This is a genomic window from Pseudoxanthomonas sp. LjRoot204_2, assembly GCF_056175765.1.
Window position 1 is genome coordinate 1 of record NZ_JBGFFG010000053.1, and the last position, 12,054, is coordinate 12,054.

12 protein-coding genes are annotated in these 12,054 nt (G+C 66.9%); 6 read left to right on the forward strand and 6 right to left on the reverse strand.

Annotation, left to right across the window (positions count from 1 at the left end):
• A partial coding sequence (locus AC04L7_RS04300) for a DPP IV N-terminal domain-containing protein (RefSeq protein WP_475512574.1) occupies window positions 1–655 on the reverse strand: 655 nt, incomplete at its 3' end.
• Window positions 656–771: 116 nt separating this feature from the next.
• Window positions 772–1,473 (reverse strand): glutathione binding-like protein, encoded by a 702-nt coding sequence (locus tag AC04L7_RS04305; RefSeq protein WP_436000648.1) that lies wholly within the window; start codon window positions 1,471–1,473, stop codon window positions 772–774.
• A 110-nt stretch (window positions 1,474–1,583) separates the two neighbouring features.
• Here AC04L7_RS04305 and AC04L7_RS04310 point away from each other — a divergent pair, with 110 nt between their 5' ends.
• The 4 genes from AC04L7_RS04310 to AC04L7_RS04325 all read left to right on the forward strand — a co-directional run bounded on the left by AC04L7_RS04310 (window position 1,584) and on the right by AC04L7_RS04325 (window position 5,488).
• Window positions 1,584–2,213: a TIGR00645 family protein gene (locus AC04L7_RS04310; protein WP_299345562.1), complete on the forward strand. Its 630-nt coding sequence runs from the start codon at window positions 1,584–1,586 to the stop codon at window positions 2,211–2,213.
• 16 nt (window positions 2,214–2,229) lie between these two features.
• Window positions 2,230–2,715: a GNAT family N-acetyltransferase gene (locus AC04L7_RS04315; RefSeq protein WP_475512575.1), complete on the forward strand. Its 486-nt coding sequence runs from the start codon at window positions 2,230–2,232 to the stop codon at window positions 2,713–2,715.
• Window positions 2,716–2,763: 48 nt separating this feature from the next.
• On the forward strand, window positions 2,764–4,965 hold the full coding sequence (gene uvrD / locus AC04L7_RS04320) for a DNA helicase II (protein WP_436000644.1): 2,202 nt from the start codon (window positions 2,764–2,766) through the stop codon (window positions 4,963–4,965).
• Between the two features lie 76 nt (window positions 4,966–5,041).
• Entirely contained in the window at window positions 5,042–5,488 is a 447-nt protein-coding gene (locus AC04L7_RS04325; protein WP_296278912.1) for a universal stress protein, read from the forward strand.
• A gap of 10 nt (window positions 5,489–5,498) precedes the next feature.
• Here the strand turns inward: AC04L7_RS04325 and AC04L7_RS04330 are convergent, their stop codons facing one another.
• Entirely contained in the window at window positions 5,499–5,795 is a 297-nt protein-coding gene (locus AC04L7_RS04330) for a DUF2782 domain-containing protein (RefSeq protein ID WP_475512576.1), read from the reverse strand.
• A gap of 106 nt (window positions 5,796–5,901) precedes the next feature.
• Between AC04L7_RS04330 and polA the strand changes: the two genes are divergently transcribed.
• Both polA and AC04L7_RS04340 read left to right on the forward strand, forming a co-directional pair.
• Window positions 5,902–8,667 carry a DNA polymerase I gene (gene polA / locus AC04L7_RS04335; RefSeq protein WP_475512577.1) on the forward strand — a complete coding sequence of 922 codons (2,766 nt, stop codon included), beginning with the start codon at window positions 5,902–5,904 and terminating at the stop codon, window positions 8,665–8,667.
• Window positions 8,668–9,035: 368 nt separating this feature from the next.
• On the forward strand, window positions 9,036–9,548 hold the full coding sequence (locus AC04L7_RS04340) for a DUF421 domain-containing protein (RefSeq protein ID WP_475512578.1): 513 nt from the start codon (window positions 9,036–9,038) through the stop codon (window positions 9,546–9,548).
• A 58-nt stretch (window positions 9,549–9,606) separates the two neighbouring features.
• Here AC04L7_RS04340 and hemF read toward each other — a convergent pair whose 3' ends face one another.
• The 3 genes from hemF to AC04L7_RS04355 form a co-directional block, all read right to left on the reverse strand.
• The gene (gene hemF, locus AC04L7_RS04345; protein ID WP_436000638.1) at window positions 9,607–10,536 is read right to left on the reverse strand and encodes an oxygen-dependent coproporphyrinogen oxidase; all 930 of its coding nucleotides are present in this window, start codon (window positions 10,534–10,536) and stop codon (window positions 9,607–9,609) included.
• Between the two features lie 10 nt (window positions 10,537–10,546).
• Window positions 10,547–11,116: a hypothetical protein gene (locus tag AC04L7_RS04350; protein WP_436000636.1), complete on the reverse strand. Its 570-nt coding sequence runs from the start codon at window positions 11,114–11,116 to the stop codon at window positions 10,547–10,549.
• A 2-nt stretch (window positions 11,117–11,118) separates the two neighbouring features.
• Window positions 11,119–12,054, reverse strand: a 936-nt coding sequence (locus AC04L7_RS04355; protein WP_475512579.1) for an alpha/beta hydrolase family protein, incomplete at its 5' end; no start/stop codon positions are given.

Genomic DNA, 12,054 nt, shown 5'->3' on the forward strand with positions numbered 1-12,054 from the left:
CGTCCGGTGCCCACCAGTAGCCGGTGTGGCGGTCCATTTCCTCGTCGGCGACGAACTCGGCCACGCCGTTGCCGATGGTGTCATTGCCGTCGCGGGTCAGCTGCACTTCCCTGCCGTCGGCCAACGCGATGACCCACAGGTTGCGTTCGCGGATGAAGCTGACGAAGCCGCCTTTCGGCGAGATCTTCGGATCGGTGGCGAAGCCGCCGCCGTTCGTGAGCTTGCGCACCGCGTCCTTGCCAGTCTTGGCCAGGTCGTAGAAGTACAGCTCGCCGCCCAGCGGAAACAGCAGTGCCTTGCCGTCGGGCGACCATTGGTAATCGACGATGCCGGACAGCGCGGCGATGCGCTGGCGCTCGCGGCGCGCCTTTTCCTCGTCGCTCAGCACTTCCTCGCCCGGCAGCACCACCGACGAATCCACCAGCAAGCGCGTCTGCCCGCTGGCGATGTCGTACTCCCACAGGTCCAGCCGGTTGCGGTCGCTGTCCTTGCCGCGCAGGAAGGTCACCCGTGATCCGTCCGGCGCCACCTGCGGTTTGGTCAGCGTCGGTCCGGACAGCGGCGCGCTGCCGGTGATGGCTTCCAGCGTGAGTTTCTCGGCGTGGGCGGGCAGGGCGGTGGCGAGGGTCATCAGGGCGAACAGGGCGAGGCGCATCGGATTTCTCGGGCGGCGGGGCCGGTCAGGCCCGGATTATTGCACCCGCGAACCGTAGCGTGCGCCATGYGCACGACCTCTGGATCCGGCACCGCGCATCGTGCGCACGGCGCACGCTACCTTCCGAACAGGTGCTTGCGCTCCTCGTCGGTCAGCGGCTTGCCCGCATCGGGATTCACCTGCGTCTTCAGCGCGTACGCGCGCTGCACGGCAGGGCGCGCGGCGATCTCCGCATGCCAGCGCTGCAGGGTGGGATAGGGCGACATATCCAACGGCGCCTTGTCGTAAGCGTTGATCCACGGATGGATCGCCATGTCGGCGATGCTGTAATCCTCGCCGGCCACGTACGCATGCTTCGCCAACTGCGTGTCCAGCACGCCGAGCAAACGCTGCACTTCGCGGGTGTAGCGGTCGATGGCGTAGGGAATCTTTTCGGGCGCATACACCGTGAAGTGGCCGTACTGCCCGCTCATCGGCCCCAGGCCGCCCATCTGCCACATGAGCCACTGGTTCACTGCCACCTTGTGCCGCGTGTCGTTGCCGAAGAAGCGGTTGGTCTTGTTGGCCAGGTACACCAGGATGGCACCGGACTCGAACACGCTGATCGGCTCGCCACCGTCGGCCGGCGCATGGTCGATGATGGCCGGCATCTTGTTGTTGGGCGAGAACGCAAGGTAGTCCGGCTTGAACTGGTCGCCCTTGCCGATGTTCACCGGCACGATGCGATAGTCCAGCTTCGCGCCGGCCTCGGCCAGCTCTTCCAGCAGCAGCGTGATCTTGTGGCCGTTCGGGGTAGGCCAGTAGTACAGGTCGATCATGGCGGGGTCCGCAGGGTGGGGAGGCCTCCGAGTCTAGACCGGCCTGCAGACTTGGCAGCGTCAAATCCGGCCGCTACCCTGCCGCATCCTTGGAAAGCACTGTTCCCGACATGACCGAACCAAAATCCGCGCGCCTGGGACCCCTGCCGGCCCTGATCTTCAGTTCGCGCTGGCTGCAGCTGCCGCTYTACCTGGGSYTGATCGTGGCGCAAGGCGTGTACGTGGTCCTGTTCCTGAAGGAACTGTGGCATCTGGTCCACGGCGCGACCAGCCTGAGTGAGCAGGACATCATGCTGCTGGTTCTGGGGCTGATCGACGTAGTGATGATCTCCAACCTGTTGATGATGGTGATCGTCGGCGGCTACGAGACCTTCGTGTCGCGCATGGGGCTGGAAAAGCACCCCGACCAGCCRGAATGGCTCAGCCACGTCAACGCATCGGTGCTGAAGGTCAAGCTGGCGATGGCGATCATCGGCATCTCGTCCATCCATCTGCTGAAGACCTTCATCGGCGCCAGCGCCCTCGGTGGCCTGCCGCTATGTGGTACGCCGGCTGCGTTCGCTGCGGCGGAGGCGGCCAAGGTGGCCGGGTGGGCGGCGAAGACCTGCAGCGACTTCACGCCGACCGGCGTGATGTGGCAGACGATCATCCATGCCATCTTCATTCTGTCGGCAATCGGTATCGCCTACACCGACAGATTGATGAGCAACAGCGCGACGCCCAAGCACGCCGCGCACTGACCCCGTGGCGGAACCCGTGATCCGTGACGCGAACGATGGCGACCACGCCGCCATCATCGCGCTGAACGAAGCTGAGGTCCGCCACACCAGCCCTATGGATGTGGACAGGTTGCGCCACCTGGCGTCCCTGTCCGACTGTCTCCGCGTGGCGACGCTCGACGGTCGCGTGGTCGCCTTCCTGCTGGCGATGCGTGCCGGTGCGGATTACCGCAACGACAACTTCGGGTGGTTCGCCGGACGCTATCCGGATTTCCTCTACGTCGACCGCATCGTAGTGGATGCAGCCGCGCAGGGGCACGGCCTGGGGTCGCGGCTCTATGCCGACCTGTTCGCCTTCGCCCGTGAACGCGGCATCCCGCGCGTCACCTGCGAGTTCAACGTGGTGCCGCCGAACGAGCCTTCGCGTCTGTTCCATGCGCGCCACGGCTTCGTCGAAGCCGGTCGCCAGTGGCTGGACAACGGTCGCAAGCAGGTCTCCATGCAGGTCGCCGAACTGGCCTGAACGCCTTCGTCTCAGGGTTTGGGCCGCCGCAGGCCGTAAAATGCGCGGATGGATGTTTCCCACCTGCTCGAAGACCTGAATCCCGCCCAGCGCGACGCCGTTTCCGCCGAACCCGGGCATTACCTGGTCCTGGCCGGCGCCGGCTCCGGCAAGACCCGCGTGCTGACCCACCGCATCGCCTGGCTCAATGAAGTCCATGGCGTCCCCACGCACGGGATCCTCGCGGTCACCTTCACCAACAAGGCTGCGGGCGAGATGCGCGCGCGCGCCGACGTGCAGCTGCGCAATGGCAGTCGGGGCATGTGGATCGGCACCTTCCACGGCCTCGCGCACCGCCTGCTGCGCCTGCACTGGCAGGAAGCCAAGCTGCCGGAGACCTTCCAGGTGCTGGACAGCGACGACCAGCAGCGCCTGGTCAAGCGCGTCGTCCAGGCGATGGAGCTGGACGAAGGCAAGTATCCGCCCAAGCAGCTCACCTGGTGGATCAACGAGCAGAAGGACGAAGGCCGCCGACCGGAACACATCCAGCCCGCGCCGAACGACGACTGGCTGGATGTGCGCCGGCAGGTCTATGCCGGTTACCAGGAACGCTGCGACCGCGCCGGCCTGGTCGACTTCGCCGAACTGCTGCTGCGTGCGCACGAGCTGCTGCGCGATACGCCGGCATTGCTGGCGCATTACCGCACGCGCTTCCGACAGATCCTGGTGGACGAATTCCAGGACACCAACGCCATCCAGTATGCGTTCGTCCGCGTGCTCGCCGGCGATACGGGGCACGTGTTCGTGGTCGGCGACGATGACCAGAGCATCTACGGCTGGCGCGGCGCGAAAGTCGAGAACATGCAGCAGTTCCTGCGCGACTATCCCTCTGCCCGGACCATCCGGCTGGAACAGAACTACCGCTCCAGCGCGAACATCCTTGGTGCCGCCAATGCGGTGATCGCGCACAATCCGGGCCGCATCGGCAAGCAGTTGTGGACCGACACCGGCGACGGCGAGCCGATCGACCTGTACGCCGCCTACAACGAGATGGACGAAGCCCGCTTCGTGGTCGAGCGCATCCGCCAATGGGTGCGCGACGGCGGCAGCCTCGGCGATGCCGCCATCCTCTATCGCAGCAATGCGCAATCGCGTGCCTTCGAAGAAGCGCTGCTGTCCGAACAGGTGCCGTATCGCGTATATGGCGGCATGCGCTTCTTCGAGCGCGCCGAAATCAAGGACGCGCTCGCCTACCTGCGCCTGATGGCCAACCGTGCCGACGACGCGGCGTTCGAGCGCGTGGTGAATACGCCGACGCGCGGCATCGGCGAGCGCACGCTGGACGAAGTCCGCCGTCTGGCACGCGGCGCGCGCGTGTCGCTGTGGGGCGCAGCGGTGCTTTCGGCCCAGGGCAGTGACCTCGCCGGCCGCGCACGCAACGCGCTGGCGGCGTTCGCGTCGCTGGTCGACCAGCTGGCCGAGGAAACCGCCGAGATGACGCTGGCCGAGCGCGTCGACCACGTGCTTGCGCGCTCCGGCCTGCGCGAGCACTGGGCACGCGAAAGCCGCGGCGGCCTCGATTCCGAATCGCGTACCGAGAACCTCGACGAACTGGTGTCGGTCGCCTCCCGCTTCGTGCGCCGCGAGGACGTCGCCGTCGAGGAAGACGTGCAGGAGGGCATGAGCGAACTGGTCGCCTTCCTGTCCTATGCCGCGCTGGAGGCCGGCGAGGGCCAGGTGGACGCCGGCGAGGACGGCGTGCAGTTGATGACGCTGCACTCGGCCAAGGGCCTGGAGTTCCCGCTGGTGTTCCTGGCAGGGCTGGAAGAGGGCCTGTTCCCCAGCAACCGTTCGCTGGACGAAAGCGGGCGGCTGGAAGAAGAGCGGCGGCTTGCCTACGTGGGCATCACCCGCGCGCGCCAGAAGCTGGTGCTGAGCTATGCCGAAGCGCGTCGCCTGCACGGGCAGGACATGTACGGCATCCCGTCGCGTTTCCTGCGCGAGATCCCCGCGAACCTGTTGAACGAAGTCCGCCCGCGCGTGCAGGTCAGCCGTGCCGCCCCGGGTTTTGCTTCACGGCCGGTGGCCGGCCACGCGTCCATCGAGTCGCCTTCCATGAAGCTCGGGCAGATGGTGACGCACGCCAAGTTCGGCCAGGGCGTGGTCACCGATTACGAGGGCAGCGGGGCGCATACGCTGGTGCACGTGAACTTCGCCGAGGTCGGTCCCAAGGTGCTGGTGCTCGCCTACGCCAACCTGCAGGCGGTCTAGGCGATTGATCCAGATCACGGCGCGTTGCGCCGGCAGGGCGTCTAATGGCCGCACTCCATCACCTCGAGGTGCGGCCATGTACCGGCATATCCTGATCGCGACCGACGGTTCCGAGCTGGCAGGCAAGGGCGTGCAGCATGGCCTTGCCCTGGCCTTGCAGCTGCAGGCCAGGGCGACGGTCCTCACGGTGAGCGAACCCATCAGCACCGGCTTCGATGATGCGCTGGGCTGGAGCGCGGTGGCGACCTCGCTACCGGACTTCCAGAAAGCGCGCGAGGAGGCCGCCCGCAAGGTCCTCGATGGCGTCACCGCGCAGGCGCAGGCGGCAGGCGTCGACCCGCACCTGCTGCACGTTGCCGACCGCTATGCGGCCGAGGCCATCGTGGACACTGCCGAACGCGAAGGCTGCGACCTGATCGTCATGGCCTCTCATGGGCGCCGCGCGCTGGGCCGCCTGCTGCTGGGCAGCCAGACCAGCGAAGTGCTGGCCCGCTGCGGCGTGCCGGTGCTCGTCATCCGCTGAACGCGGCGGCTCACCAGCCGTAGAGCTTCCAGTACACCGGCGAGATGTCGCTGTTGTCCTTGCTCTTGTCCAGGCGGCCGTCGCCGTCGGAGTCGTACAGGTAATAGGGCGCGCCACGCGATGGCGTGACCTTGACCATGCGCAGGTTGCCCGCCACGCGGTATTCCTCGATGGTGTCGCCGTTCTTTTCCGTGCGCACCGCCACCTGCGCGTTGGCCAGGTCGATGTCGGACGGGTTGCCGCCGCCTGTCGAGGCGCAACCGGCCATGGCCAGCAGGCAGGACAACGGCAGGGCGAGGCTCGTCATGCGGTTCATGGTGGCGTCCGGTCGGGGGAATGACGTCCCGATTATGCGCCCAATGCGAGGGTGGGCGCGTGACGCCGCGCGCAAGGGCGGGGCGTAGAATGCCGGCATGACACGACTCGTACTGATCGACGGCTCCAGCTACCTGTTCCGCGCGTTCCATGCGCTGCCTCCGCTGACCAACGCACAGGGTGAGCCTACCGGCGCGCTGTTCGGCGTGGTGAACATGCTGCGCGCCACGCTGAAGGAAAAACCGGACTACGTGGCCTTCGTGCTCGACGCCAGCGGCCCGACGTTCCGCGACGAACTCTATCCCGACTACAAGGCCAATCGCCCGCCCATGCCGGAAGAGTTGCGCGCGCAGGTCGAACCGATGATCCGCATCGTCCAGGCGCTGGGCTTCCCCTTGCTGCGCGTCGACGGCGTGGAGGCGGATGACGTGATCGGCACGCTGGCGCTGCAGGGTGCGGCGCAGGGCATGGAGGTCACCATCTCCACCAGCGACAAGGATTTCGCGCAGCTGGTCCGTCCGGGCGTGGCGCTGGTCAACACGATGAGCGGCAGCCGCCTGGATTCCGTGGATGCCGTGGTGGAGAAGTTCGGCGTGCGGCCGGAGCAGATCGTCGACTTCCTGGCCCTGATGGGCGACGCCATCGACAACGTGCCTGGTGTCGAGAAGTGCGGGCCCAAGACGGCGGCGAAGTGGTTGGGCGAGTACGGCACGCTGGACGCAATCATCGAGCGGTCCGGCGAGATCAAGGGCAAGATCGGCGACAACCTGCGCGCCGCGCTGCCGCGCCTGCCGTTGAACCGCACCCTGGTGACCATCAAGACCGACGTGGCGCTGGAAGGCGGCCCGGACACGCTGCCGCTGCGCGACCGCCACGTCGACGAACTCCGCGAGCTGTACGCACGTTACGGTTTCAACCAGGCCCTCAAGGAGCTGGAAGGCGGCGCCCTTGATGCGGCCYCCGTCGCCGAGAAGGAACCGGGCCGCGCGCGCGGCACCGGTCGCGTGGCGGCTGCCGCCGTCGACGAAACACCCCTCGATCCCGCGCTGGGCATGGCCGGCGACTATGCCGCCGTCACCGAGCCGGCGCAGCTCGATGCGCTGGTGGCCGAGCTGCAGCGGGCCGACGCGTTCGCGTTCGATACCGAGACCGACAGTCTCGACCCGATGCGTGCCGCCCTGGTGGGGCTGAGTTTCGCCACCGAGCCGGGCAAGGCGGTCTACGTGCCCGTCGGCCACGACTATCCCGGTGCTCCGCCGCAGCTCGACCGTGCGGGCGTGCTGGCGGCGCTGCGGCCGGTGTTGGCCGATCCCGGCAAGCGCAAGCTGGGCCAGCACGGGAAATACGACCTGCACGTGCTTCGCCGCCACGGCGTGGAGGTGCAGGGCTACGCCGACGACACGATGCTTGAGAGCTTCGTGCTGAACTCGGGCAGCAACCGCCACGACATGGACAGCCTGGCCAAGCGCTTCCTCGGCTACGACACGATCAAGTACGAAGACGTGGCCGGCAAGGGCGCCAAGCAGATTCCGTTCTCCCAGGTGGCGGTCGATGACGCGACCCGCTATGCCGCCGAGGACGCCGACATCACCCTGCGGCTGCATCACGCGATCGCGCCGAGACTGATGGCCGAGCCCGGGCTGGAACGCGTGTACCGCGACATCGAAATGCCGCTGGTGCCCGTGTTGGCGCGCATCGAGGCGAACGGCGTGATGATCGACGCCGACGAACTGCGCCGGCAGAGCGGCGACCTCTCCAAGCGCATGCTGGCCGCGCAGCAGAAGGCGACCGAGCTGGCCGGGCGCACCTTCAATCTCGATTCGCCGAAGCAGTTGCAGGCGCTGCTGTTCGACGAGCTGAAGCTGCCCGTACTGGTGAAGACGCCGACCGGCCAGCCCAGCACGAATGAAGAAGCGCTCGAAGCCATCGCCGACCAGCACGAATTGCCGCGCGTGATCCTGGAGTACCGCGGCCTGGCGAAGCTGCGCAGCACCTATACCGACAAACTGCCGGAGATGGTGAATCCCGACACCGGTCGCGTGCACACCAGCTACCACCAGGCCGGTGCCGCGACGGGGCGGCTGTCGTCCACCGATCCGAACCTGCAGAACATCCCGATCCGCACCGAGGATGGCCGGCGCATCCGCAAGGCCTTCGTGGCGCCGCCGGGGCGCAAGCTGGTCGCCTGCGACTACTCGCAGATCGAGTTGCGCATCATGGCCCACCTGTCGCAGGACCCGGGACTCGTGCGCGCCTTCGAGTCCGGCGCCGACATCCACAAGGCGACGGCGGCGGAAGTGTTCGGCCGCAAGCTCGAGGACGTGACCGGCAACGAGCGCCGCGCCGCGAAGGCGATCAACTTCGGCCTGATGTACGGCATGAGCGCGTTCGGCCTGGCGCGGCAGCTGGGCATCGGCCGCGGCGAGGCGCAGGACTACATCGCGCTGTACTTCAGCCGGTATCCGGGCGTACGCGACTACATGGAGCGCACGCGGCAGCAGGCGCGCGAGCTCGGCTACGTCGAGACGGTCTTCGGTCGCCGCCTGTACCTGGAATACATCAACAAGGGAACGCAGGGGCAGCGCGCCGGCGCCGAGCGCGCGGCGATCAACGCGCCGATGCAGGGCACGGCGGCGGACATCATCAAGCGCGCGATGATCGGCGTCGACGCATGGCTGGCGGATCACCGCGGACAGGCGCTCATGATCCTGCAGGTGCACGACGAACTGGTGTTCGAAGCCGATGCCGGTTTTGTCCCCGAGCTGCTGCAGGAAGCGACGGCTCGCATGGCGGCGGCCGCGCAACTGAGCGTTCCGCTGGTCGTCGACAGCGGCGTCGGCGACAACTGGGAAGAGTCGCATTAGCCCGGCCTGGAAACGCTTTCCCTTCCGGAACATGCACTTGCGGAAAGTTCAGGAAAACCCTGTCAGGTATATTTGTATACCGACCAGTTCAATAAAATGAATTACTCCTGAATCTTACGGTTTTTTAACCGGAATCTTCACGAACCATCCATGTCCGGAGTGGTCATATAGCCCCGTGACAGATGCAACGTCTGTCACTGATCTCTCCCTTCCCCTGGAGCGATCYCCCCCGGAGCGACGACCCCTCCCCAGGTCCCGCTCCCCTGGCCCCGCCGACCCCCCCCTGGTCTGCGGGGCTTTTTATTGCCCGTCGTCCGCTGCGCCCGCGTGCGCTACCGTGCGCGCAACCTTCCGCCACCGGGTGATGCATGAGCGCGACGTTCGCCGAGATGTTCCACATGGCCATGCCCTGGTGGGCCTTCGTGCTGCGGGCATGCGTCGTGTACTTCATCCTGCTGTCGATGATCCGCATGACCGGCAAGCGAACGATGGGCCAGTTCACGCCGTTCGACATGCTGCTGGTGGTGCTGCTCGGCAATGCCGTCCAGAACGCGCTGCTTGGCGATGACACCTCGGTGGKCGGCGGCCTGTTGCTGGCCGCCACGTTGATCGCGCTGAACTGGATCGTGGGCCTGGCCTCCGCGCGATCGGCGAAGGTGGAGCGCTGGGTCGAAGGATCGCCCGTGCTGCTCGCACGCGACGGACAGGTCTATCGGAACGTCCTGCGCCGCGAGCTCATAAGCCGGGAGGATTTCGAGAAAGCGATGCGCGAAGCGGGTTGCCTGGACATGGCCGACATCCGCTTGGCGGTGCTGGAGAACAACGGGCATATCACGGTGGTGGGCCGGCAGCCGGAGATCCCCGGTGCGGGAGCGACGTAAGTCGCGATCGCGATCCCGGCAAACCTTCGCGACTTACGTCGCTCCCACAAGAACAAGCTCAGGCGAGTTCGTTCAGCCAGTCGCGCGGGCGCAGGTAGTCGAGCAGCCGCTGCTCATCGCTGCCGTCCTCGGGCGTGTAGCCATACTCCCAACGTACCAGCGGCGGCAGGCTCATGAGGATCGATTCGGCCCGCCCGCCGCTCTGCAGGCCGAACAGCGTGCCTCGGTCGTAGACCAGGTTGAATTCGACGTAGCGGCCGCGCCGGTACAGCTGGAAGGCTCGCTCGCGTTCGCCGTAGGGGACGTCCTTGCGCGATGCGACGATCGGCAGGTAGGCATCGAGGAAACCGTCGCCCACCGCGCGCAGGTAACCGAAGTCGCGCTCCGGATCCTCGCCCAGGTCGTCGAAGAACAACCCGCCCACGCCGCGCGTCTCGTTGCGGTGCTTGAGGAAGAAGTACTCGTCGCACCAGCGCTTGTGCGCGTCGTAGCGGGCCTGTCCGCCGAACGGTTCGCACAGCTCGCGCGCGGTCCGGTGCCAGTGGCGCACGTCTTCGTCGACCGGATAGAAGGGGGTGAGGTCGAAGCCGCCGCCGAACCACCACGCTACCGTTTCGCCATCGCGCTCGGCGCGGAAATGGCGCACGTTGGCGTGCGTGGTCGGCACGTGTGGGTTGCGCGGATGGAAGACCAGCGACACGCCCACTGCGCGCCAGGATGCGCCTGCGAGTTCAGGGCGATGTGCCGACGCCGACGGAGGCAGCCGGTCGCCCGACACATCGGAGAATCCGATGCCGGCCTGCTCGAACACGGCGCCGTCGCGCAGGATCCGCGTGCGGCCACCGCCGCGGATGGGCGATGCGTCGCCGGGTGGCCGCGACCATGCGTCTTCATGGAATCGCGCGTGGCCATCGGCCGCTTCGATGGCGGCGCAGATGCGGTCCTGCAGGTCGGTCAGGTAATCGCGGACAGGCGAAAAATCGTTCATGGCCCGCATTCTACCGGGGTGGTCGCAGCATCCCGAATTCCGCGCGCACATCGGGCCTGCACAGCTGCCAGACGAGCAGGCCATGCAGGGCCGCGAACACGACGGCGCTCACCCACAGCGTGGCCAGCGAGACCACGCGCAGCGCGGCGAGTTCGGCCCGCATCCGTTCCATCTCCGGCTGCGGCGGCAACGCCTGCACCCAGGCGAACACGGCCTCGAGGGCGGCAATGCCGGCGAAATTGAGTGCGGCACCGGCCACCATGAAGGCCACGAAGCCCCACCAGCCCCATGCGCGGCGGCGAAGCAAGCCGAAGGACACGGCCAGGAAAGCCGCTGAGACCGCCAGGAAGCCGGCGGCGATCGCGGTGAGGTGGGTGAGTATCCACACCGCGGCGGCGGGGACCGATCGCGTCGCGAGGAAGCCGCGCACCGCCTCCATATCCACCGGCCCCAGCAGGACCAGCGCCGCGATCAGTTGCGCCACGGCGTACAGGGTGGCGGCGATGCCGATGACGATCGATACCTTCGCCGTGACAGTGACGAAGGGCGAGCCTGTCGCGTGGGCCGGGTCAGGTCGCATCGCTATTTGAGCGTCTGTTCGAACAGCTTGAGTACGCGCTTGTACTCGTCCAGCCACGAATCGGATCGCGTGAATCCGTGGCGTTCCAGCGGATAGGCCGCCAGTTCCCAGTTGTCCTTTCGCAGTTCGATCAGCTTCTGCGTCAGCACCACCGAATCCTTGAAGAACACGTTGTCGTCGATCATGCCGTGAGCGATCAGCAGGTGGTCCTGCAGGCCGCCGGCATACTCGATCGGCGACGAGGTGCGATACGCCTCCGGATCCAGCTCGGGCGTGTTGAGGATGTTGCTGGTGTACTCGTGGTTGTACTGCGTCCAGTCGACCACCGGGCGCAGCGCGGCGCCGGCCTTGAAGGTGCCGGGTTCGCGGAACAGCGCCATGAACGTCATGAAGCCGCCGTAGCTGCCGCCGTAGATGCCGGCGCGATCACGGTCGCCCTGCTTCTGCGCGACCAGCCAGTCGAGGCCGTCGAGGTAATCCTCGAGTTCGGGATGGCCCATGTTGCGGTAGATCGCGGTGCGCCAGTCGCGACCGTAGCCCTCGCTGGCCCGGTAGTCCAGGTCGAGCACGATGTAGCCGCGCTCCACCAGCAGGTGGTGGAACATCTGCTCGCGGAAATAGTTCGGATAGCGGGCGGTGACGTTCTGCAGGTAGCCCGCGCCGTGCACGAACATCACGATGGGATAGCGCTTGCCCGGCTCCATGGTCTTCGGACCGTAGTATTTGCCCCACACCACGCCGGCGCCATGCTTCGACGGGACCTGCACGTATTCCGGCTCGGTCCACGTACGGGCCTTGAAGGCGGCCGTGCGGGTGTCGGTGAGCGGCTTCGCCTGACCGCCTTCGATGCCGACCACGGACAGTTGCGCCGGCGTATAGCTGCGCGAGTGACGGACCAGCAGCTGGCGCCCGTCCGGCGACGCGCTGAAGCTCTCCAC

Excerpts from the sequence above, each read along its gene's own strand:
- AC04L7_RS04325 (WP_296278912.1), top strand. The coding sequence starts at position 5,042 with ATGTACCGGCATATCCTGATCGCGACCGACGGTTCCGAGCTGGCAGGC.
- AC04L7_RS04330 (WP_475512576.1), bottom strand. The coding sequence starts at position 5,795 with ATGACGAGCCTCGCCCTGCCGTTGTCCTGCCTGCTGGCCATGGCCGGT.
- uvrD (WP_436000644.1), top strand. The coding sequence starts at position 2,764 with ATGGATGTTTCCCACCTGCTCGAAGACCTGAATCCCGCCCAGCGCGAC.
- AC04L7_RS04305 (WP_436000648.1), bottom strand. The coding sequence starts at position 1,473 with ATGATCGACCTGTACTACTGGCCTACCCCGAACGGCCACAAGATCACG.
- hemF (WP_436000638.1), bottom strand. The coding sequence starts at position 10,536 with ATGAACGATTTTTCGCCTGTCCGCGATTACCTGACCGACCTGCAGGAC.
- AC04L7_RS04350 (WP_436000636.1), bottom strand. The coding sequence starts at position 11,116 with ATGCGACCTGACCCGGCCCACGCGACAGGCTCGCCCTTCGTCACTGTC.